Raw genomic sequence first — 23,445 nt, 5'->3', positions numbered from 1 at the left:
TCCAAAAAAAGACACCCTTAAAGGTGCCTTCATTAGTACTGTATTGTCAGCGGCCCTCTACCCTTACGTGATGCGGGCACGCCAGTCCGCAAGCGCCATCGCGGCGACATATCCGGAGCTCCAGGCCCATTGCAGGTTATAGCCGCCGCAATCGCCGTCCACATCCATCACCTCACCGGCCAAATAGAGTCCCGGCACCAGCTTAGATTCGAGCGTTCCTTCGACTAGCTCCGTCGTATCGATGCCACCGGCAGTGGTCTGTGCATTCGTGAAGCTGTTGGTATCGGTGATTTTAAATTCCCAACGCTTCAATAGTTTATAGAATATTTTCTTGGTTTTCCACGATAGATCCTGACACAGCAGATGCAGCTGTTGATCAATTCCAGCCTCCTTCAGCAGCACTGGAATCAGTTTCTTGCTGACGATACCCACGAAGGAATCGGCAACCGTCCGGTGTCCGAAGATCCCCCAGTGGATCTCCAGGAAATCAATTAACTCTTCCTCTGTGCGCTCCGGCATCAAATCAACCGACAGGGTCACCGATTCTCCTATGCCGAGATTATACGCAGCTTTTCTGCTTAGCTGAAGGATGGGCGGGCCCGAGATCCCATAGTCTGTAAAAAGAATCTCCCCGGACTCCGTGCGGATAACCTCATGGTTCACGATCACATGGGCCTCTCCCTCAAATTTGATGCCCGACAGTTCCTTTAAATACGGATAATCCAGCTTCAATTGCACAATGCCTGGCACCGGGTGGATCATGGTGTGTCCCAGACGCTGGACAAGTGTATAACCGGAGCCGTCTGTTCCTGTTTTGGGAGCGGTAAGGCCGCCGGTACATAGAAAAAGATAGTCGCTGGTATACACAACCTGCTCCTCTGTCTCCGTCTGGCAGGTTATCGCGAACCGCGGATGTCCCGCCGAAACGGTCACATCCAGCACTTTATGTTTATAATATACGGGAACATTCCGGTCCTCCAGCGCCAGCTTAAACACCCCAGGCACCGAAGCCGCCTGCAGCGACATCGGATACATCCGGCCATTCTCCAAGCTCATAAAAGGAAGCCCGAGCGAGGAGAAAAATTCGATCGTCTGGCGGACACCGAATTGCCGCAGTACATGTATTGGGAATCCTGCCTGATTGCTGTGATACTTAATGGATAAAGCGGCTGCTTCATCCGTACCGGTGGCGGTGGATTGGTTCGTAATGTTGCAACGCCCGTTACCTGTCGTTATTATTTTCTTACCGAGCCGGTCATTGCTTTCAATAATGGCTGTATCAATACCTTGATCTCTCGCTGTAACTGCAGCCATTAGACCTGCAGCACCCCCACCGATAATGAACAGCTCGTGGTGCTTAGAAGTCTGATCCTTATACATGTTAATTGATGCATCCCTTTTCCTAATAAATTTATTGAATGGACTTAGCTATCGCCATGGCGGCCACATATCCGGAACTCCAGGCCCATTGCAGGTTATAGCCGCCGAAATCTCCGTCCACATCCATCACCTCGCCAGCCAGATACAGCCCGGGCACCAGCTTGGATTCCAGCGTTCCCCGGGTGAGCTCCGACGTATCAATGCCGCCGGCTGTCACCTGCGCATTCGTAAAGCCATTGGTATCCGTCACTTTAAATTCCCAACGCTTCAAGAGCCTATAAAAGTTCTCTTTAGTTTTCTGCGGCAGATTCTGGCAAAGAAGCTGTGGCTGTTGATCTAAGCCCGTCTCCTTAAGCAGAACAGTAACAAGCTTTTTGTTGAAGATACCCACGAGGGAATCCGCCACGGTCCGGTGCCCAAAGGTCTCCCAGAGCTTTTCTAGGAACTCCACCAGCTCTTCCTCTGTGCGGCCAGGCATCAGATCCACCGATAATTTCACCTGTTCTCCTCTTGCCAGATGATACGCGGCCTTTCGGCTTAACTGGAGAATGGGCGGACCGGTAATACCATAGTCTGTGAAGGCCAGCTCACCCTGTTCACTGCCGATGACTTTACCCTTTACAAGGATATGGGCTTGTCCCTGGGATTTGATACTGGACAGTGCCCTCATATTCGGATATTGCAGCTTCAATTGCACAATGGCCGGAAAAGGCTCAATCACGGTGTGCCCCAGACGTTCGGCAAGGGTATAACCCGGAGGTTCTTTTCCTGCATTGGGACCGGTGTTGCCCCCCGTAGACAGAAGCAGATAGTCGCTAGTATACACAACCTCTTCCTCTGTCTCGGTTAGGCATTTTATCGTGAAGCGAGAATGATCTGCCGAAGCCGTAACATCCACCACTTTATTCTTAAGGTATACGGGAACATTCCGATCCTCTAGCGCCAGCTGGAAAATATCCAGTACCGCCGCTGCCTGCAGCGACATCGGGTACAGCAAGCCCCCCTTGAGTCTTGTCAGCGGCAGCCCGAGAAAGGAGAAAAAATCAATCGTCTGACTGACGCCATACTGCTGCACTACTGCAAGCGGAAATTCGGATTGATTACTGTGATATTTGCGCGATAAAGCAGCTGCTTCATCCGTATCTGTCACAGTGGATTCATTCGTAATGTTGCAGCGGCCATCACCTGTCATTAAGATCTTCTTGCCAATCCGGTCGTTACTCTCCAGAATGGCAGTATCGATCCCCATATCACTCGCAGTAACAGCAGCCATTAGTCCGGCAGCACCTGCGCCGATAATAAAGAGCTTGTGGTGCATAGAAGTCTGATTCTCATACATGGTTGGTCGATGCATCCTTTATCCAATTTTCTCTAAGCTCAAAAACACTTTATTAAATTATAGCATAAGCAAAGCAGCGATTCCCTAACAACAGGAGAATCGCTGCTTTGCCGTGTTCTAACGTATACAAATGAAAGGTTGGTTATGTTTACTTAGCTGCCAGCATTCTAAGCAGAACTGTGACGGTCTCTGCCCGCGTTGCGGCATCCTTCGGGAAGAAGCTGTTGTTGCCTTTGCCTTGCATCAGTCCCGACTTCTTCATCTCGGCTGCTGCTCCAACTGCCCAGGCCGGGATGTCGCGGTCATCCGTGAATCCTGCGGAGCGGGCAACAGGAGCCAGATGTAAAGCTCTCGCCAGCATGACGGCCATTTCCGCTCTGGTTACAGGCGCATCCGGGCGGAAGTTGCTCTGGTTATCCCCTTGGATGATTCCCATGGCTACCGCCTGCGAGATGGCGGTCCGGGCCCACGAACCGATCCGGTCATTGTCCTTGAAGGACAACGCTGCTTCTGTGTTCTGAAGCTTCAACGCCTTCGCCAGCATCACCGTGAATTCAGCACGGGTGACGTTACGGTTAGGCTGGAACGAGCCGTTCGGATACCCTGTAATGATGCCCAACCGAACAGCTTCACTGATACTGGCTTCGGCCCAATGGCCCGCAATATCGGTGAGGGATGGACCAGCCACCGGAGGAGTAGCCGGGGTTTGCGGACTCTCGTCCGGCTTACTAGGCGTTCCAACAATAACCGGCGGCACTGGTACTGTCGGAGTCACTGGCCCTTCACCTCCCGGATCGCCGCCGTTTCCGCCGCCCGAACGCTCGTTAACCGAAACGTTGATTTTCCCCGTAATGGACGGATACGCACTCAAGACCGCCGTAACCGTCACTTCTCCAGATGTGGACGGTGCCGTAAGGACCGCGCTGAACCGGCCGTTCGCGTCTGTGACGGCATGAGCAGGCTCAAGGCTGCCCGAGGAAGCCGCGAGTGCAACCTCTACGCCGGAGACCGGAAGATTGTCACTACCCGAGACGATCCCTGTGATGGATACTTCATCTCCGGTATTCACAGTAGACGGTGCTGCCTGTAGTTCAATAAGAGCAGGTACCGGTATCGCCTTGCTAACCGAAACGGTAACCGTATTCGTCACGGAAGGATTGCCGGTCAGTACAGCCGTAATTGCGATATCCCCGGCTGCGGATGGTGCCGTAAACACCGTACTGAACCTTCCGTTCTCATCCGTTACGGCAAGTGCAGGCTCGAAACTACCCGAGGCTGCCATGAGACTGACCGCAGCACCGGCTAACGGAAGATCTTCACCGTCATAGACGGTTCCCGTAACGGACACTTTGCCTCCAGCGGATACGGAGGACGGTGTGGCCTGCAGTTCAATCCGGGCGGATACAGGCACAGCCTCTTCTTCAACGGATACGGTAACCGCCCCTGTCACGAATGGACTTGCCGGCAGTACGGCCGAGATGGATACCTTACCGGGAACCGATGCTGCAGTATAGATCGTACTGAACTTGCCGTACACATCTGTAGTTACTTTAGCAGGTTCAAGGCTACCATCGGCTGCTATGAGTTCAACGTCTACACCCGGAACCGGAAGATCGTTGTCCCCATAAACGGCCCCCGTAACGGATACTTTGCCTCCAGGCACCACCGAAGATGGCGCTGCCGCCAGCTCAACCCGGGCCGGAACCCTCTCTGCGTTCTCTGGTCCGAACACTTTGAATTCCCAGAGCGAGTATCCGTACTTGGATGCTCTCTGAGTTCCGTACATCCGGACATATCTGGCATTCACCGAATCGATAGAGATCTCGTCGATATCTCCGTCTCCGCTGGATGTACTATATACTGTCTTCCAGTCGTCCAGCGTATCGGAGACATCGATGCGGTATTCCTTTCCATACGAGCTTTCCCAGTGCAGCATGACCTTAGCAATAGGCTGACTTGCGCCAAGATCGACATAAATCCACTGCGGATCGGCATAGTTGGACCCCCAGCGGGTCGTCAATGAGCCGTCTACCGCATTCCCCACTGCCACATCGGCGGCTTTGGATGAGCTTGCAATCACGGTTTTGCCTTCCGCAAGGTTCAGGGCAACCGCTTCATACACGTTAAATTCAGCAAGCGAGTAGCCCTCTCCGGTTCCCTGCTGAACGCCCTGCATGCGGACGAATCTGGCACTGGTTTTACCGAACGTAATGTCATCGGTTCCCCCATCTCCCATCGAGGTCGCATAAACATCCTTCCAGGTAGCCGCATCATCGGATACTTGGATTTTATAGCTTTTGCCGTAAGCCTTCTCCCAATGCAGTCTAACCTTATTGATCATATATTGATCCTGCAGATCCACATAAATCCATTCATCGTCCGAAGCGTTAGAACTCCAGCTGGAGGTTCTGTAGAGATCGTTAGCATTGGAAGCAAATTGCTTGCCTACGCTGGAGGAAGCAGCCGCTCCTTTACTGTAAGCGAGATCATACCCGCTGTCGTCGATGGAAGCTCCCTCGCTTATCGTCTCACTCCGCCCGGTGAACGTATCTTTACCGAGTCTGTACGTGGTTGTAGTCTGGTCCCCGTTCCGGTTCAGCGTTACATTAACGGTAATCCCCGGCGTTTCGGGATTCGCCACCGAGATGCGGACAGGGTCCGCGGATTCATCAACGATCACCATCGACGGTTTATCTACGGTGACAGTCAGTCCTTCTCTTAGCGTCACCGTACCCGGCTGATAGAACAGCAACTCCGCAATGCCAAGCGAACGGTGCCGGACCGCTTGCACGGACGGGGTATTCGCGAGAATACTAATCGGGTTTGCTTCCGCGTAGCTGCCAACCTCCCCGGCGGTTTTACCCGGCAATACGATGTATTGATAGGAGGCATTGACCGGCTTCACGCCGTGATCCAGCCACATCGAGAACACCGGCTTCGTGATCGGTTCTGGTGCACTGCCAGTAACCACATCGCTCCATTTCCCGGTCTTCGTCTCCTGCTTCACCTGGAAGTCCGTCTTATCCGGGAACACATAACCGGTATGATCGTTATAGGCCCAGCGTCCGTTCACCTTCGACGTTGCGTCTGCAACAGCTTTGCCGTCAACGAGCACATCGCCTACTGCCAGACTCTGGTTCAGCGTGGTATGGACCGGTGCAGCATTCGTTGAAGTGATGCCTGCGCCCAGCGCTACCATTTCATCATCGAAGAAAAAGTAGCCCTTTTTCCCGCTGGTACTCAGCTTATTGAAATCAAACGCCGTGGCTCCGTAGCGCTCATTGGTTACGCCGCCTACAAAGGTCTTCGGGTTGTTGAAGTTATTCTCCTTCGTGAAAACGTAGGGAGCTGTTGTTCCCGGAACATGATTCCAGTCCATCAGCGGGTACACCGTTCTGTACTCATCCCCGGTTCTCTGAATGGCCGTGGCGCCTTGCGAAGTCCAATAGAGCAGGTTATATCCGCTTGGATTAATGGTTCTCCATTCACCGCCCTTGACCGTGCTGGAGGACATCTTGACTGTAATTCCGTAATCCTTGCGCATATGAGAGGAGACCAGGGTCTGCCATTGCGTCATATTGTTCGCATCCAGTCCATTGCCCGAGACCGTGCCAATACCCCGGATGTTATTCAGGAAAACAGCGAACTCATCCGCCCGCTTCGGGTTAGCCGCCTGCATCCACTCCAGCGGATCTTCATAGAAGGTCAGCGCAGAGCTCTCATAATCCGGCCACTCCGGTCCGTTCATTCCCATGCCGAGATCGGCAACATCGCCTCTGACCAGATATCTGGTTCCATCCAGCACATAAGAGGACAACGAGTCAATGGCCGCCTGGCTGTAAGCGAAGCTTGTGCCCGAGACGACATAAGCCCAGAAGGACATATCTCTGGCGAAGCTTCTTCCGTAGCCCGTGGTATAATTCGTCTTCCCATGCATGAAAAAGGACATGTCAGACTGGATTCCCGTTAGCGTCTCCGTCACCGCCGAGAGCACGTTAAACGCCTCTACAGCGCTACGGACATTCTGGGTATCCTCCAGCAGTAAGCCGCGGATCATATAATTCTGATTGTACCAGGACGAATTGGCCCCATCGATCGTATTCGGTTTACTGTCTAACGTGTCGATAATATTGGCAGCCTGCTCCGCAGTCAGATAGCCCTCGCATAGCAGTGCAACTTTGCTGAGCCGTAATTGTTTGCCGATCCCGGTCTCCCACCAATTAGTGGAGGTCGGCTTGACCGTGAACCAGTGATCCAGTGCTTTCTGAATACCGGCTAACAGGGCTTCATCGTGATAGTAAGGCCCCTTCGGGTCTGCAAAAGCCTGAGCCATCGACTGCATCCGGTCCAGCGCAAGGTAAGGCGACCAAGCTCTGCCGTTGGCACTGGAAGCCGTACTGGTATAATCTACATCGCCCCAGCTTCCATTCGCCTTTTGACTAGATAAGTAGGTTCCGGCCTGTGATTTAAAAGTCCATTCGACCCGCCCATTCGTGCCGTCATTGATGATATCTTTGGAGATATAGAAGTCTACCACCCGCTGCTTCATCAGCTTCATTTCAGCCAGCTCTTGCGACGATCCATCTGCCGATACAGGGTAGTGGAACCCGAGGGTCGAGATCATCAAACCAACCATAACGAGACATATCCATCTCTTGATCCTACTTTGCATGTTACCAGTCATGTACACGCTCCTTTGCTATCTGGGCCATTATTTTGACAGCGCTTTCCTTTTAGCGGATGAAAGAAGGCAGCTTGCACTGCCTCCAGCTTTTTACCACAGCGTACTTAATATATCCTCCAGGGGAATGTCCGCCACTGCCATCACTTCGTCCGCAGCTCCGTAATACATACGGACCGTCTGGTCCAGCAGCAGGGCTCCGCATGAGAACACGACCTTGCCGAAGAATCCGTTCACCTCATAGGAAGCTTCCGGCTCCAGCACCGGGACACGCGATCTCGCAATGACCCGGGACGGGTCCTCCAGATCCAGCAGCACCGCTCCCATACAATAACGGTGGCTGCTGTCCGCGCCATGATACAGTGCAAGCCAGCCGCGTTCAGTTCGAATCGGAACCGCCCCGCCGCCCATACGGGCCGAGTCCCAGCCCTGCTCGCCGAGTCCCATCAGGAAGCGGTGGTTCCCCCAATGATCCAGATCGGGCGATTCCGCGATCCACATCTCGGGAGCGCCGAATGACTTCGGCACCGGACGATGCAGGGCGTAGTATTTGCCGCCAATTTTCTCGGGGAAAATCATGACATCCTTATTCTCGGGAGGCAGCATCATCCCGCGCCGCTTGAACGTCTGAAAGTCGCGGGTCTCCGCCAGCCCGACACCGACACCGCGCGCGGAGGCCGCGCTGTAAGTAATGTAATAGGTGTCCCCGATCCGGGTCACCCGCGGATCTTCGATCCCCCAGGCTTCCAGAGGATGCTCCGGGAACAGGGCCGGCTGCGGCTCCACCTCGAAATGAATGCCATCCCGGCTTCGTGCTACCCGCAGATGGGATAAGGAGGTGAGCATGACCGTCTGTCCGTCCTTGGCTACGAAGCGCGAGTCGGAGAAATCATAGCCCGGATCGCTCTTGTCGTAACGCTCCACCTGCACCTCCGTCCCTGACTCATTCAGCCGGGGAACGAGCACCTCGTCCGCCTGGTCCGATATCGGCGCTTCGGCAACGCGCAGCAAGAGGATCGTCTCATCCTGTAGCTGCGCCACGCCTGCATTGAAGGCACCCAGCACCCGGAAATCGGGACGGGAGGGGACAACATCCCCGGCTTCAATCAGCGGATTATGCGCGCTGCGTGTTATTTTCATTGGAGTGACCTCTTTCTGTGTGTGAAGTACGGTTATTTCCCGGAAGTAACGGCATCAATCTGAGCCTGGATTTCATCGATCACTTTTTGCCCGCCGAGACTGGCCATTTTATCCTCCATCGTTTTCTTTCCTTCCTCCGCAGGGATCAGGCCTTGGCTGAGCGGCAGGAAGATCGAATCATGAAGCGGCGTGATTTTGGCATATTCCGTCTTTACCTTCTCGGCGTTGAAGTTGAAGCCTGCAATTGGACTCAGCGTGAAGTTGGATGTCTTGGTCGAGAAATCGAACCACTTCTTGTCATCCGGCATCATGTTGTCAGGTGTACGGTTCAGCGTCGGCCGCCAGGTCAGCACATAACCAGGGAAGGTATACGCGGACAGTACCTTATAGCTCGAATCGCCGACAGGCTCCCAGTCTTTCCCTTGAATGCCGTATTCCATCAGATCATGGTTCTCCTTAATCGACAGCCAGTTCATTACATCCATAACTGTATCCGAATGCTTGGAAGTCGTCGGTATACAGAGGAAGTTCCATTGCTGATAAGCTGTATAAGGCTTGGCCTGCTCCCCGTTCGGAATGAAGATCTCCAGCTTGTCGCTGCCATCCTTCAGCATTTCCGAATATTTCAATCCTTCCACACCATCGGCTGCATAGTAGGTCGCCGCATATTTACCTTGCTTGAACAGCGTCTCCGCATTTTGCTCCTGGGCAATATTCTTGGAGATAATTCCATCCTTATAATATTTGGTGACACGTTCATAGGCATCGGCAATCGTCGGACTCACCCATTGGCCAATGACCTTCTTATCCTTGATCGAATACGAGAACATGTTGACCCCAATCTCCAGCACTTCATCCTTTGCCAGATTCGCAGAGTCACTCAGAATGAATGGCAGCTTATCCGCCTTAATTCCGTTAATGACAAAAGGCTTGACGTCTTTCTCATTTTCCTTGACCGCATACAGGAATTTCTCCAGGTCACCCAGCGTTTTCAGCTCGGGAAGCCCGTATTTCTCGCGTAAGTCCTTGCGGATCAGCAGGCCATAGAGCTGGCCTTGGGTGGTGCCGAGCGGAACCCCCATAATTTTGCCGCCGAACTTGTTGTACTCCCACATTTCCTCTGGAATGGACGCCTTCAGCTCGGGCCGTGCAGCCACTGCCGCATCCAGCTCCATCAAAGATTTACTCTCAATCATCTGGTTCATGGATATCCAAGGAGCATCCAGATACATATCGAACTCTTCCCCGGCAGACATCTTCACGGATACCGCATTCCCGTAATCGGACCATGGCATGAAATTGACATTCAGGGCGGCTCCGATATTATCCGCTTTCAGCTTGTCGTTAACCGCCTGCAGCACAGTATCGAACCCCGCAGGTTTATCTCCCGGGAAATAAGCCTTTAGCGTCACAATGTCTTTGGCAGCAGGAGCTGCACTGTCTGTACTGGACGGAGGATTCGCGGCATTGCCTTCATTTTTCGTATTTCCCCCGCAGCCCGCGAGCACCAGTGACGATACCAATACCGCTGTTGTTGCCGTGCCAAACCATCTTTTTAACCTCATCTCATAACCCTCCCATATCTATGGACACAATCTGAATGGCTTACCCTTTTACCGCTCCTACCGTTAGACCTTTGACAAAATATTTCTGAAGCATCGGATACAGCAGCACAATCGGGCCGATGGTCAGCACTGTTGTCGCCATCCGCACCCCGTAAGTCGGTGGTGTCACTGCAATCGCCGCACCGGAAGGAATCAGATTCTTGGCCGCCTCCATATTGGAGACCATCCGGCGCAGAATTAATTGCAGCGGGAATAATTTCTCATTATCGATGAACATCAGTCCCATGAACCAGTCATTCCAGAAGCTCAGCGCATAGAAGAGGCCGACAGAAGCCAGAATCGGCTTCGAGATCGGAATCATAATCTGGAAGAACACTCTCATCTCATTCGCTCCGTCTATTCTGGCGGCTTCCTCCAGCTCCTCAGGAATGGTGCGGAAGAAGCTGACCAGCAGGAAGACGAGGAATGGCTGGCACAACATGGTTAGAATCAGTACCCAGATCGTATTCTGCAAATGCAGCCACTGGCTAACCACAATATAGAACGGAATGATGCCTCCCGAGAAGAGCATAGGCAAGTAGCAGAATAACAGAAAAGGCGTTTGCAGAACATTCCGTTTATTCGCCAGTGAATAGCCGAGCATGGCCGAAATGCACAGGGCGCTTAAGGCCCCGACAACCGTAATGAACACGGTGACGCCATAGCCGTTGAACAATACATCGGATTGCAGAACCGCCTTATAAGCGGCCAGCGATAATTTTTGCGGAAATAAGGTGTAGCCGTGCGCAATCAGCTCCTCCTCATCCGTAAACGAGCCGGCAATCATCAGCAGAAAAGGAAACAGACAAAATAGAGTGAACAGCAAAATGAACGTATGGGCGAATGCCGTAAAGGTGCGATCCGCAGCGCTATGTTTCTGTCTCATAGTTACTCTCCTAGAATAAAGCAGATTCTTTGGATACCCTCCGGGTTACCCAGTTGGCGGCAATGACGAAGATCAGCCCCATAATGGACTGGAACAGGCCTACAGCCGAAGACATGCCGAAATCGTGCAGCTGTCTCATCGAGCGGAAGACAAAGGTATCAATAACGTCCGTAGTCGGATACAGCATGGAGTTGTCTCCAATGATCGCATAGATCATCGCAAAGTCACCATTGAAAATTTTGCCTACGGCCAGCAGCGTCATGATCATAATCGTCGGCACCAGCAGCGGCAATGTAATGCGGGTTACAATCTGCAGCTTGGATGCTCCGTCAATCCGGGCAGCCTCGTACAGATCCTCCGGTATTCCCGTAATGGAAGCCAGGAAAATGATCGAAAGATAACCGGCGCCTTGCCATACACGGATCACAGTCAGTATATACGGCCAAAGCTTCGACTCAAACATCCAGTTGACCGGTTCCATGCCGATATTGTGCAACCAGACATTAATCATGGGCTCTTCCCCGCCGAATAAGGATTGCACAATCATTCCGATCACAATCCAGGACATGAAATAAGGAAGGAAAATAAGCGACTGCGAGATCCGTTTGAAATACTTATTGCGGATCTCATTGAACATGAGTGCAATCAGAACGGCAGCCGCTGTCGTAAACACAATAAACAGCACGTTGAGCATCAGTGTGTTCCGCAGAATAATCCAGAAGTCATCTGATGTAAAAAAGTAATCAAAATTTCTAAAACCTACCCAGTCACTCCCCGTGATCCCCTTGGCAAAATCATAGTCTTTGAAGGCAATCATAATCCCGTATATGGGCAAATAACTGAACACGAGAAAGAACAACAGCCCCGGTACAGCCATTACATACAGAAATGGATTCTGCACGATATGCCTCCATTTTGAACGTCTACCTGCGTTAAGCTGGTAGTTCATCTTTACATCCCCCCTTTCCTCAAGACCGGTAACCGCCCCAAGAGGGTCCCGTTATCTATGCCGTCACCTTATCAAGCCCTTACGGCCAGAGCAATTCCGAGAAGCTCCAATCCTTCCCGCAAGCGCAGATTTACCGCCTTCCCAAAAACAACACTCTTCCGAAAACAAACGATTTGGCAGACGAAAATGCACGTTATGCTATAATAAACCTACTTATTACGAGCCGGGCAGTTATGATTACGGAGGTTCCAGCGCCATGAAATTCAGACAACCACTCTTCGCATCGCTGAAGCGGCACCCTACTTATATGAAGCTTATTTTTTATTTTGTCAGTGCGAACGTTCTGGTACTGGGGGTATCCTTCGTACTGCTCTATGGGCAATCCTCCAAGACCCTGCTGCACGAGATCGGAGATCATTCGGAATCCCTCTTGGTAAACGGAGCCCGAAATACGTCACGGCTGATGGAATGGGCGCTTGATTTCAGCTTCTCCTCCAGTAATGACAGTGCACTTAAGGTGTATGCGCTTTCAGATCATTACGGCGATTTCGAAACCTATGAGGTATGGAGCCAGCTGATGGACATTAAGAACGCCAACCCCTCCATTGATTCTGTCTACCTCATTAACGATTATACGAATACGGTTGTTGACTCCAGGCTTGGGTTAAATGATACCGCCGCTTTTTACGATCAGGATATACTTAAGCGCTTACGTGACCCGGATATAGTGAACCATAGCGTGCTCATTCCGCGAACCTTATCCCTCCCTCTTACCGGGAATACACCCAAGGACGTGCTGACCATTGTCAGATTTTATGAAAAAGGCAGTTCCATCTCTGCGTTCGTCATGAATGTGGATACGGATAATCTCATGACCCTGCTTCAGAACAATTCAAACTTCGCCAGCAGATCCATCACCGTGCTGAATGACCGCGACGAGACGATCTTCAGCAGTACGGACATGAGTCCGCAGCAGATTGCAGAGCTCCGGAGCCACGGAATGAAGGGCGCCAGCGGCTGGAAGCTGTTCCAGCCCTATGGCCAGGGGGAGAAGCTGGTGGTGTATGCCGACTCCTCGATCAAGGGCATCCAGGATTGGACCTTCATTGAGATGATACCGAAGTCCGCCATCCTGGGCAAAATCACAGTCCTGCGAAATACCAGCCTGATCCTGTTCCTCGTCTTGTTCGCGGCCTCCCTGGCGGTGATTATTCTAATCTCCAAACGGGTATACTCGCCCATTCAGGAGCTGATCAGCCGGGTCATGCGGCAGCATCAGGCGGAGAAGCCGGGCCTTGGCGCGAATGCCAATGAACTGGAATACTTATCGAGTGTCTTTACCTCGCAGCATAATCAGATTCACGAGCTTACCGAGCAATGGCGGCATAATAAATTTCTGGGCCGAGAGCGGTTCCTAAGGGATTTTCTGGGGGAGACTTATCACTCGGCAGAGGAGATCAGCGCTCAATTCCTGGAATGGGGGATTGATCTGCCGACAGATCAGCTATCCGTAGCGATCTTCCGGATCGACCACTTCGCAGAATTCTCGGGAGTATACCCGGAGAAGGACCGGCGTCTGCTGCGGTTCGCCATGTCCAATATCATTCAAGAGTCGCTGCAAGCGTCCAGGCACAAGCTGCAAACGGTGGATATGGGAGACGACCACGTGGCTGTCATCTTATCGGCTCCCTTATCCGAGGAATTCGTGAAGGAGCTGCAAGGCTCCCAGCAATTAATCCAGCAATATTTGTCCGTGGGCACCACCATTGCCTGGGGCCGGACCTTGCCGGGCTTAACCGACATGCACGAGGTATATCTGGAGACATATGAGCTGACGCAAGAACGGTTCCGCTTCGGACACCGCTCGCTTATCGTCAAGGCATGGCTGCCGGATGCACCCGGGGAATTGTATCATTTGCCTGTGAGCCAGGAGCGGCAGATCGCCCAGGCCATTCTCAAGGGGGAGGCCCCCGTCATTCTGGAGGTCCTGCGCTCCGCGGTAGTGAAGCTGCGGGAACTGCCATATTTTGAATGCAAAATGTCCCTCATCACCTTGTTCATGAACATCCGCCGGCTCATCCAGGAGCATTCGGCTCAGCCGCTGCCCAGCTCGTGGGGGCTAACGTCCATCGAGAAGCAGATCATCCAGCAGGAGACAATAGATAACGTAACGCCTTGGATGGAGGCCTTAATTACCAAGACGCTCGAAGACATTGCAACCGCCCGCAGCCAATCCAAGAATATCGCCCTGATCTCACAGGTGGACCAGTTCATGGAGAGTCATCTCACCGATCCGAATCTGTCTGCCACCATGCTGGCTGATCACCTGGGCTTGTCGGTCAATTATTTCCGCAGCCTATATAAAGCAGAGACCAACCAGTCCATCACCGACAAAATATCGGAGAAGCGGCTGACCTTCATCTGCCAGGAGCTCATTGCCTCCGACTCCCCGATCGAGCCCATCGTCCAGCATTTCGGCTTCTCGTCCCTGAACACCTTCTATTCCAGCTTCAAGAAGGTGTACGGCATGACACCGGCCCAGTACCGGAAGAAGTACCGGGCGGGGGAGGGCGGGGGAAAGGTGTAGGGCAAGTGAAACCTATACATTCTTATATTTGCGCGCAAAGAAGCGATAAGGATGTGTTCCTTATCGCTTGTGTTGGTATTCCAGCAAGTTGCCGCTCTTATTCTCCCTTATAGGCCTTACGCAGCTCCGCAAGCTCGAACTTCTTCATCTGCAGAAAAGCCTTCGTCACACGCGCCAGCTGCTCCGGTGTGCCCTTCTCCATCATCTCGTTCATCTCTGCGGGAACAATCTGCCAGGAGATGCCGAAGGCATCCTTCAGCCAGCCGCATTGCTCGGCTTCAGGAACTGCGGACAGCTTGTCCCAGTAGTAGTCAATCTCTTCCTGAGAATCGCATGACACCATGAAGGAGACAGCTTCATTGAAGCTGAACTGATGATTATGTGCACTGTCCATGACCGTGAACCACAGATTCTCCAGCATGAAGTCCGCGAACATTACCGTCCCTTCCTGATCCGGCGCAGAGCCCGCAGGGTAGCGGGTAAGAAGACCTTGCCGTGAATCCTTGAATACAGACAGATAGAAGGACATCGCCTCCTCCGCCCTCCCGCATTGATCCCCGACGAACAGCAGGGATGGAATAATTGCAGGCCGCTCCTCCCCTGCCGGGTTCGTGAGAATCAGCTGCCAGGACACTCCGAACTTATCCTGAATCCAGCCGTACCGCTCACTGAATGGATACTTGCCGAGCGGCATCAAGGCGGTACCATCTTCGGACAGCTTGTCCCATACCTCATCCAGTCTGCCTGTTGCATCCTGTTCGCGTGAAGGATCAAAATTCACAAAGAAAGATACAGCCGGATTCAGCTTGAAATACGGACCCCCGCTAATCGCCATGAATGGCTGCCCCCAGACCTCAAAAGAGACCTGATCCGCATCGCCGGACGGCGTATCCTGAAGGGTGGTCACACTCGTTACCTTGGACTCCGGGAACACAGAAGCATAAAAGCGGGCGGCTTCTGCCGCCTCCTTGTCATACCATAGATGCGGGACAATTCTCTGTCTGATGCTGGCCACAACGATTCCTCCTCAGCTTCCTGTCCGTTCCGATCCAGGGATAGGGGCTTTAATTTGCTTTATTATACACTACAGGGAGACTGCTTTATTCTTTATTTTACCGCTTATTGCAAACGATGCGCTGGCGAAGTTTATTGTTCAGGTAGTTAAGCGGGAGACATCGTCTATTCAACCCTACAGCAATATGCGGCCGCCTGCACCGGAGCCATGCCAACAAAGAAGAAGTTAGAATATACGATTATATCGACCTCCAGGTCCCCATGCTGATGGGGATGTTCAAGAAACGGGTGCAGGGTTACCGGAAGGTGGGGTATCGGGGGGCGGAGTTGTAGGATAGGAGAGAAAAAGCCAGCCCACACAATCAGGCTGGCTTTACTCTTATCTGAAAACTGTACTATTGCAGTGGACTTAATGCCTTTACTTCCTGTACTGAGAGACCCGCTGCTTTTGCAATAGTTTCAACCTCTAACCCCATCGCCAGTAATTTCCCGGCAATTTCCTCAGCTTTCTTACGCTCCCCCTCCGCTCTAGCCCCCTCAATACGCGTCTTCTCATCGCTCAGGGCTTTCATACGAGCTTGATACTCCATTCTGGCTAAGGTATCTTGACTCAAGAATTCCAACGTATCCATTGCTTTCTTTAACATTGGTTCATTCATCGCCAACACCTCCCAGTTTGATTTGTCCACACCTTTTAGGAACAGCAGCCAATTGACCAGCCCGCCTTCCTCAAGCGACACCGAATGTTCATCTAGTTTCGTCAACTCAATGACATGTATCTCAATATCGTCCAACAAAGAAATTCCGGTATGATCTTCCCGTAGGTGAAAAACGCTATGGTAGCGATCATTTTTGAGGCAAGAGTAGTTCAGAATATTGATGGTTACACATTTCTTCAGTGTATTATAGTTGCTGCCTTAGGAATCTGATGGTAATACATCTCACTCCAATAGAACAACGTCCGCTTCTCCATATGGTAAGGGTTAAACAATTGCATTTCAATATTAATGAGTTGGCCGTCTGCGGTCTTCGCTTTAATATCCATAATGGACTGCTTATCATCAGGACTGTCAGCCTCTGTGTAAGGATTCAACAGCACAATCTCAGTCAGTGCCGGCTCTCCGGCTTCCCGGAATGTACTATTTAGAAATGCCAACAATACATCCTTGTTATGTTCACTTCCAAAGATACGTTTGAAGATCAAATCAACGCGAGGGTCAAGTAAATCCTGCATCAGCATCAACTCCATTCCCCCATATTATATCATGCCAAATAATGCGAAGTAATTACCCTTTCTTTTAAATTAACAATATCCTGGCCCGTCGGGTTCTGGAAAACGCGAAGTCCAAACAGAGGGATAATCGCAAAAATGTGATCAAAGATATCTGACTGGACGGACTCATACACACCCCAGGTAGTCTCATTGCTGAACGCATAAATTTCTAAAGGCAGTCCGCTGTCTCCTGGTGCTAACTGCCTGACAATGAGCGTCATATCCTTATGAATTTTGGGATGATTGCGCAGATATTCTTGGACATATTCCCGGAACACCCCGATATTCGTTAGCTGTCGCCCATTCACTTTGCTCTCCCTATTGATATGATGTTCCATATTATAGGCGTTAATTTCATCTACTCTGGTCAGGACATAATCGCTAAGATAGTGAACCTTTTGGAACTCCTCAATCATTTCTTTGGTACAGAAACATATGCTGCTTGTATCAATACAGACACTTCGTTTAATCCTTCTGCCCCCGGCGGCTTCCATCCCCCGCCAATTTTTAAAAGAGTCTGAGATCAGGGCATAGCTCGGAATCATGGTAATGGTTTTATCGAAATTCATCACCTTTACCGTATTTAGCGTAATATCAATTACATTGCCGTCGGCATTATATTTAGGCATTTCAATCCAGTCGCCTACACGAACCATATCATTAGAAGATAATTGAATACCTGCCACGAGGCCCAATATCGAATCTTTGAAGACTAGCATCAGAACAGCGGATAACGCGCCCAGTCCACTAAGCAGAATCAGCGGATTCTGACCCATGAGGTTAGAAATCACCACAATCGCACCAATAATATACAGTATAATCTTCGCAACCTGAATGTAGCCTCTGATCGGTCTCATCTTGGACACTTCATACGTACGATAAATAGCATCGATAGCATCAAGCAGGGCATTAAACACCGTGATCGTTACAATAATCATATAAGCTAAGGCGAACTTTACAATGAAAGACTGATACAGCGGAAAAATAGGCGCGGCGTAATAAATGATAAAGGCCGGAGCGAGATGCGACAGCTTGTGAAATACTTTTTTCTCCAAAAAGATATTATCCCACGTATACCGGTTGTTATTAATAAAATGGATGATGATCCTCAGCACAATTTTTTTGGCTACAAGATTAGCCACTATAGAGAGTAAAGCAATACATAAAACCATAATGATGTTCGAGAGATACACAACCATCTGCTCGCTCATTCCATATCCTGCTAGGTGCTCTTGTATAAAATTCATCATTTCCTCCTGACTGGGTGCATAGTAGCCTACAATTATAGAGGATAATTAGGGGTTATGCAAAAATAAAAATACTTGCAACGCTCAATTTAGTACTGTATAGTTCTAGTCATGACAAAGGTAAAAGTAATGAATCAAAAACGTGTGCTTGAAGTCGCGGCAGCCTTATTTTTAGAAAAGGGATTTGCTTATACCAGCATGGATGAATTAGTACGTGTAAGCAAAGTGTCCAAATCTAATGTCTATTATCACTTCGCTGATAAGGAAGAGTTGTTAGCAGGGGTCGTGGATTATTGGATTGAAACGTATGAGCGGGCAATGGATGAAATCCTTTCCCGGAACCAATTATCCGTTGAAGAGCGTGTCCAGATGTTTTTAGAGCATTTATCGCAGGGAGTTCAGTCCAGAGAGTATAAGGGGAGCTGTCCGTTTATTACGCTCTATATTCAAACTCCGGCACAAGCTACGCACATCAAAGAAAAAATAGGTCTCTTTTTCACAGGATTACAAATGAAAATCTCTCTATTACTTAAGCAAGGAGCAGAAAAAGGCGAGTTTAGAGATACGATTCATATTGATGAGGTAGCGGCACTTTTTATCACGAATCTTGAAGGAGCGCTGTTTCTTGCAGAGACATTGAAGGATGCAACGGTGATCACGAGAACAGCTATCCACTTTTTCAACTTGCTTCGATAGAGAAGCATTTTTTTTACACATAATTAGTACCATTCAGCACTAAAAAGGAGAGCAGATGAAGTGAGAACAATATTATTAACAGGTGGAACAGGTTTTATCGGGAGGCAACTCGTTGAGGAGCTTCTTACAGAGGAGGTTATGATTTTTCTTTTAGTGAGGTCGAAAAGTAAAGCAACACGTGCTTTTCAGGAAAAAGGTATTTTTAACGAGGCAGCGATGCACTTTATTGAAGGTGATTTGACGAAACCAGATTTAGGTTTAAGTGATGAAGATAAGGAGAGGGTACTACGCACAGATGTTATTATTCACGCCGGCGGACAAATGGATATTCAAGCGACAACGCAAGAAGCAACCTCTGTATTTTTAAACGGTGCCAAGCATATCAGTGAATTCGCTAAACGTATCCACCAATTGAAAGGTTTGCAGCAATTTATTCATGTAGTTGGATATATGTCCCCCTTTGATGATACTAATAGCAAGGTTGCGATTGATGTGTTCCAAGAAGGGCACGACTATTTGAAAATAAAAAACCCTTACGAAAGAACAAAATTTCTAGCAGATCTGTATATTCGCCAGCAGGCATCGGCAATAGGCTATCCGCTGTCTGTGATTAATCCCCCAACTGTAATCGGCAGCAGTACAACAGGGAGTACGGAGCAGGTTGCAGGCTTAGGCTTGCTTGTGGAGAGTATGCGCAGAGGGCTGATGCCAGTTATTCCGGGAGGCAAAGGGTATAAATTACCGCTAATTGCAAACGATGCGCTGGCGAAGTTTATCGTTCAGGTTGTTAAGCAGGAGCCATCGTCTATTCAAACCTATACACTTGTTCCAGACCAACCGCTGGACCCGGATATATCTGAATTATTAGGCATTATGTCAGAGAGTATGAATATGGCCGCACCTACAATCTCTGTGCCGCTTCGCCTCATGAAGGCACTTATGAACAGTGGAATCAGTAAAATCACACAAATTCCATCGGATGGACTGAACTTTATTACAAATAGAACCTTTTCAAATGATTTACCGAAAAAAATCATGGGAGCCGATTGGTTTACTAAGACGAGTGTTATGAATTTTTTCCCGGCCGTAGTCGCAGACTTGGATTATCGCTTGATGTATCCCAATAACCAGCATCATCATGCATTTGAACGAACCTTAATCGGAGACACTGTGATGTATCAAATACAGGGAGAGGGCAGGCCCTTTATTTTATTCCACGGTTTGCTCAGTGATGGAGCCGATTTATTTCCTTTAGGACTAGAGCTTCATGAACAAACGGGTCAACCGGTATGGATTCCGGATCTTCCGGGTTTAGGGCGGTCCCCTTTTAAGCGGGAGAAGAATCTGCTGGATCTCTATTTGAATGTAGTGAAGGAGTTATCAGGACGAGCTGTTCATGGCGCACACTGGATTGGCCATTCCTTTGGAGCGGTTATTCTGCTGGAAGCGTTAGCACGAGAGTACCTGGATACTAATAATAAGATTACTTTACTTCAGCCACCTGTTGCGAAAAAAAATTCCAAATCGTTCACTGCTCCTCAAATGTTGAACAAATGGGCATTAAAGTTAGCAACGGCTAGTTCATTAGAACGTTATTTAATTGGTAACGGTCTGTTTGAAAATACAGAGAGCATTCCGAAACATTATATTGCCAAAGTACGCAGCAGCTTCACTTCGCCTAGAATTTTAAATACAACTCTTCAGCTCAACCGTTTCCTGTCGAGAAACTATCAGAGGGATTCCACCAAAGTACCGGGGTCTAATCTTCATATTATTTGGGGAGATCAAGATCGGCGCTATTCTGCTCCAGTGCAGCTTGGTAAGGTTGATGTTGTTCCGTATGGTCATCATTTTCCGCTTAGCCATCCAAGGGAAGTGGCTTGTTATGTACTAGGGAATTAATTAAATATCCTCAGGAATGAAAAAGACACCTGATGAGGTGTCTTCTACTTGTACTCCATATGGAGCCGAGGGGAGTCCGCCCCCCTGTCCGAAGATAACGGCACATAAGCATCTACGAGTGTAGTTACAGTTTTGATGTCACCCTAGAAGCTCCCCCGTAACCGGGTCCCCTTCGGGTCAGCCTGATTATATTCTTTTGCTGACCCCAGGCGGAGACCAGACAACGTATCTTACTAAAGTTGAGCCCTTATCCCATTACAGGGGCAATAGAGAGTAAGAGTCTGGTAACCGTTATTAGGTGGCCAGAGTTGGTTGTTAATCTTTCATTTCTAATTCCACTTATTTCTGGATAAAAACAAAAAAACTAATGTCATTCCAAACTCGAGAATCCAAGGTATTACTTGTAAGTATTCATCATTTTTTGCCCCCAAAACTTTTAGATTAGGGTCTTCTTTGAAGATTAGTTTATCTGCGATTTTTTTTATTGTAGGGAATAAAAATATTATATTTGGATTATCTTCTAATCTAAACGCAATAAAACTAAATATCGAGCCAATCCTATCATCATTAATCGTGGTTAAAAGGATTTTATTTTTCTTAAGCATTTGAGAGAGAGCATATTCCGCCATGAAATAATTTTCTAATATAACGAATGTTGGCTTGTTTTCGGGCACTTCAAAAGTAATATGCTGATGATCTTCAAACAAAAACTCATTGCCATCAATCAATAAGCCATATATTTTACTTTCTTTAATTAACCTATTAATGTATTTCTCACTTACAATAGTTGATATATACTTATGTTGCTTGTTCTGAGCAACTAAATAGTAATCACCATCTATATTTTTATATCCTTTTATCTTAAAATTCTTTACTAAAAAAACAAGGTCATAAGACTCTTTTTTAAATCTGCTCGAAGGTACTCTTAAAGGTTGAAAATTGGAAAAACTATATACTTTAGTATTGGAAATATGCATAAATTCAAAATCAAGTTTCTCAAAGTGATTAATAAGTTCATCAAAATCAATATTTTTTATGAAATTCACAAAATCTATAGCACTATGAATAATACCTTTTTCAGTTGATTTATCTAAAAAAAGGAGGGACTCTTCAATTGATCTAATTGTACTTGTATATTTACTTTTTTGTGCATAATTAATAATATTATCATTAAGTACAGCTAACGGATCGTTGCTATCTAAATATTGTTTTAGCTTTTCGACATCATGAAGCCCATCAAAAAATTCATCACAACAAATATCAATATTTAACGCTCCAGCACACATTTTTAATATAACTTGTTTCTTTTCATCTATTGTTAATCCCGTATCACTTGTAATTAATGACATCTTATCAACATATTCTTTATAGTGGGATGGTTTTAGCTGATATAACTTCTGTGGTGCTTCATCATCATTTAATATTGATTGCATATGCAGTAATTCTAGATTGTTCGCAAAAATTTCATGTACTGAATTTGAGTACTTCGATATCAGGTTTAGTATTTCAATCAAGTGATTTTTGTGACAATCATCCTTAGACACCTCGTATTCTTTTGACAAGATGAATTCAACAAAACCTAATGTAGTTATTGAGCATAATAATTTATGACTTGCCTCATGAATGAGGGTGGGAAGCCCTAAATTATAATACATATTACTACTTAAATTCAGGTTTATGTCGTCTCTGGCGGAGAAATAACCCAATATTTCATTTTCTTTCATCCCGTTCCTCCAACACTGAAAAAATAATTAGTTCTTCCTTCGCCCCTGCAATTTGGCTTAAAATATTGTATAAATTATTATCTTTAAGTTCATCTAGCATCGATAGTATAGTTTGATGTTCCTTTTTTAGCCCTAGCAAACCGTCATTAACAGTTTCACTCCAATTTTGAACAATGGGATCATCTTTTTTGACACTTTTTTTTCTAGTATTGTTTAAGTAAGTATAAAGTCTGTCAGCCCTTGTGAAAAAAGAATAGTCTAAACCTAAATACCAAAGATCCACACGATTAAAATCAGGAAAGCAATAATATACTTTCTTACCTAGCCCCATAGATAAGATTGTCTTTAATTGATCGATGTTAATAGCCCATTTTGCTATATTATTTACGTATATAGGTTTTTTGTACTGTATCGCGAAAAAGTCATCTATATATTTGTAACCAAAATCAAATCCATATTTGTGTTCCATATTTTGTGATATTGAAAAAGGGAAGAGTTTAAATCCTAATTTGTTGTTAAAGTAATTCAAAATATTATATGTAATACAATTTTCAAAATATTTTTCAGGTAAATTCAAATGATTAATTTCTGATAAAACCATTTTCCCCTCCTTAAGTATCATTCAATGATAACTATGATTATTCTACCATATCTATGTGTTAAGGTTGAAACCATCGATGATGATCTTCCGTTAAAAAAGATTTCTTGCGAGCCCACCTGAAATAACAGAAGCCGACCTCATAAGCAGGCTGGCTATTATCACGAATGTTTGATATTGTAATTATCCGAAATGGCCTCGGCCCAGCACAAAGTATCGCAGTGATACACGTACTCCCTGTTCTTCTTCAACATATTCAAAAAGTCTGACTTCACCAGCATATCCGACGCCCGCTCACCAAACTGCTCCCGCAGCACATTTTGAATCTCCAGAACTAATTCTAAATCCACGCTTGCCAATTTTTGAAATACATATATTACCTCCATCTCCATTATACACTGTACAGCACTCGTTGTATTAAACGA

14 protein-coding genes and 1 pseudogene are annotated in these 23,445 nt (G+C 48.1%); 3 read left to right on the top strand and 12 right to left on the bottom strand.

Annotated features, from left to right (window positions below):
• Positions 1 to 63: 63 nt before the first annotated feature.
• From MKX51_RS32475 to MKX51_RS32445, 7 genes are all read right to left on the bottom strand, one after another.
• Positions 64 to 1,380, bottom strand: coding sequence for a BaiN/RdsA family NAD(P)/FAD-dependent oxidoreductase (locus MKX51_RS32475; protein WP_340995308.1), 1,317 nt, complete (start codon positions 1,378 to 1,380; stop codon positions 64 to 66).
• A 31-nt stretch (positions 1,381 to 1,411) separates the two neighbouring features.
• The gene (locus MKX51_RS32470) at positions 1,412 to 2,719 is read right to left on the bottom strand and encodes an aminoacetone oxidase family FAD-binding enzyme (RefSeq protein ID WP_340995306.1); all 1,308 of its coding nucleotides are present in this window, start codon (positions 2,717 to 2,719) and stop codon (positions 1,412 to 1,414) included.
• 148 nt (positions 2,720 to 2,867) lie between these two features.
• Entirely contained in the window at positions 2,868 to 7,355 is a 4,488-nt protein-coding gene (locus MKX51_RS32465) for a polysaccharide lyase family 8 super-sandwich domain-containing protein (RefSeq protein WP_340995304.1), read from the bottom strand.
• Between the two features lie 138 nt (positions 7,356 to 7,493).
• Positions 7,494 to 8,540, bottom strand: a complete 1,047-nt coding sequence (locus MKX51_RS32460) for a glycoside hydrolase family 130 protein (protein ID WP_340995303.1) — start codon at positions 8,538 to 8,540, stop codon at positions 7,494 to 7,496.
• A gap of 32 nt (positions 8,541 to 8,572) precedes the next feature.
• Positions 8,573 to 10,105, bottom strand: coding sequence for an ABC transporter substrate-binding protein (locus MKX51_RS32455; protein ID WP_340945577.1), 1,533 nt, complete (start codon positions 10,103 to 10,105; stop codon positions 8,573 to 8,575).
• Positions 10,106 to 10,145: 40 nt separating this feature from the next.
• The gene (locus MKX51_RS32450) at positions 10,146 to 11,030 is read right to left on the bottom strand and encodes a carbohydrate ABC transporter permease (RefSeq protein WP_340995301.1); all 885 of its coding nucleotides are present in this window, start codon (positions 11,028 to 11,030) and stop codon (positions 10,146 to 10,148) included.
• 10 nt (positions 11,031 to 11,040) lie between these two features.
• Positions 11,041 to 11,979, bottom strand: a complete 939-nt coding sequence (locus MKX51_RS32445) for an ABC transporter permease (RefSeq protein ID WP_340945582.1) — start codon at positions 11,977 to 11,979, stop codon at positions 11,041 to 11,043.
• A 256-nt stretch (positions 11,980 to 12,235) separates the two neighbouring features.
• On the opposite strand from MKX51_RS32445, the gene MKX51_RS32440 reads away from it, so the two are divergent.
• Positions 12,236 to 14,566, top strand: coding sequence for an AraC family transcriptional regulator (locus tag MKX51_RS32440; protein WP_340995300.1), 2,331 nt, complete (start codon positions 12,236 to 12,238; stop codon positions 14,564 to 14,566).
• 97 nt (positions 14,567 to 14,663) lie between these two features.
• Here MKX51_RS32440 and MKX51_RS32435 read toward each other — a convergent pair whose 3' ends face one another.
• The 3 genes and pseudogenes from MKX51_RS32435 to MKX51_RS32425 form a co-directional block, all read right to left on the bottom strand.
• Entirely contained in the window at positions 14,664 to 15,581 is a 918-nt protein-coding gene (locus MKX51_RS32435; protein ID WP_340995299.1) for a VOC family protein, read from the bottom strand.
• A 394-nt stretch (positions 15,582 to 15,975) separates the two neighbouring features.
• Positions 15,976 to 16,814, bottom strand: a pseudogene (locus MKX51_RS32430) (Rpn family recombination-promoting nuclease/putative transposase).
• Positions 16,815 to 16,843: 29 nt separating this feature from the next.
• The gene (locus MKX51_RS32425) at positions 16,844 to 18,100 is read right to left on the bottom strand and encodes a mechanosensitive ion channel family protein (RefSeq protein ID WP_340995298.1); all 1,257 of its coding nucleotides are present in this window, start codon (positions 18,098 to 18,100) and stop codon (positions 16,844 to 16,846) included.
• 129 nt (positions 18,101 to 18,229) lie between these two features.
• Here MKX51_RS32425 and MKX51_RS32420 point away from each other — a divergent pair, with 129 nt between their 5' ends.
• Complete coding sequence (locus MKX51_RS32420) at positions 18,230 to 18,796, top strand: TetR/AcrR family transcriptional regulator (RefSeq protein WP_340995297.1); 567 nt, start codon at positions 18,230 to 18,232, stop codon at positions 18,794 to 18,796.
• 60 nt (positions 18,797 to 18,856) lie between these two features.
• Positions 18,857 to 20,698: an alpha/beta fold hydrolase gene (locus tag MKX51_RS32415; RefSeq protein ID WP_340995296.1), complete on the top strand. Its 1,842-nt coding sequence runs from the start codon at positions 18,857 to 18,859 to the stop codon at positions 20,696 to 20,698.
• A 329-nt stretch (positions 20,699 to 21,027) separates the two neighbouring features.
• Here the strand turns inward: MKX51_RS32415 and MKX51_RS32410 are convergent, their stop codons facing one another.
• Together MKX51_RS32410 and MKX51_RS32405 are read right to left on the bottom strand one after the other, a co-directional pair.
• Positions 21,028 to 22,422, bottom strand: coding sequence for a hypothetical protein (locus MKX51_RS32410; RefSeq protein ID WP_340995295.1), 1,395 nt, complete (start codon positions 22,420 to 22,422; stop codon positions 21,028 to 21,030).
• Positions 22,409 to 23,023 (bottom strand): hypothetical protein, encoded by a 615-nt coding sequence (locus MKX51_RS32405; protein ID WP_340995294.1) that lies wholly within the window; start codon positions 23,021 to 23,023, stop codon positions 22,409 to 22,411. Before MKX51_RS32405 ends, MKX51_RS32410 begins: the two co-directional genes overlap by 14 nt.
• Between the last annotated feature and the right edge of the window lie 422 nt (positions 23,024 to 23,445).

The organism is Paenibacillus sp. FSL M7-0420 (assembly GCF_038002345.1).
In the GTDB taxonomy this organism is placed as follows: domain Bacteria; phylum Bacillota; class Bacilli; order Paenibacillales; family Paenibacillaceae; genus Paenibacillus_AQ.
The sequence above is the reverse complement of the archived record's forward strand: the minus strand, read 5'-3'. Positions and strand labels throughout refer to the sequence as shown.

Excerpts from the sequence above, each read along its gene's own strand:
- MKX51_RS32475 (WP_340995308.1), bottom strand. The coding sequence starts at position 1,380 with ATGTATAAGGATCAGACTTCTAAGCACCACGAGCTGTTCATTATCGGT.
- MKX51_RS32470 (WP_340995306.1), bottom strand. The coding sequence starts at position 2,719 with ATGTATGAGAATCAGACTTCTATGCACCACAAGCTCTTTATTATCGGC.
- MKX51_RS32465 (WP_340995304.1), bottom strand. The coding sequence starts at position 7,355 with ATGGTTGGTTTGATGATCTCGACCCTCGGGTTCCACTACCCTGTATCG.
- MKX51_RS32460 (WP_340995303.1), bottom strand. The coding sequence starts at position 8,540 with ATGAAAATAACACGCAGCGCGCATAATCCGCTGATTGAAGCCGGGGAT.
- MKX51_RS32455 (WP_340945577.1), bottom strand. The coding sequence starts at position 10,105 with ATGAGGTTAAAAAGATGGTTTGGCACGGCAACAACAGCGGTATTGGTA.
- MKX51_RS32450 (WP_340995301.1), bottom strand. The coding sequence starts at position 11,030 with ATGAGACAGAAACATAGCGCTGCGGATCGCACCTTTACGGCATTCGCC.
- MKX51_RS32445 (WP_340945582.1), bottom strand. The coding sequence starts at position 11,979 with ATGAACTACCAGCTTAACGCAGGTAGACGTTCAAAATGGAGGCATATC.
- MKX51_RS32440 (WP_340995300.1), top strand. The coding sequence starts at position 12,236 with ATGAAATTCAGACAACCACTCTTCGCATCGCTGAAGCGGCACCCTACT.
- MKX51_RS32425 (WP_340995298.1), bottom strand. The coding sequence starts at position 18,100 with ATGAATTTTATACAAGAGCACCTAGCAGGATATGGAATGAGCGAGCAG.
- MKX51_RS32420 (WP_340995297.1), top strand. The coding sequence starts at position 18,230 with ATGAATCAAAAACGTGTGCTTGAAGTCGCGGCAGCCTTATTTTTAGAA.
- MKX51_RS32410 (WP_340995295.1), bottom strand. The coding sequence starts at position 22,422 with ATGAAAGAAAATGAAATATTGGGTTATTTCTCCGCCAGAGACGACATA.
- MKX51_RS32405 (WP_340995294.1), bottom strand. The coding sequence starts at position 23,023 with ATGGTTTTATCAGAAATTAATCATTTGAATTTACCTGAAAAATATTTT.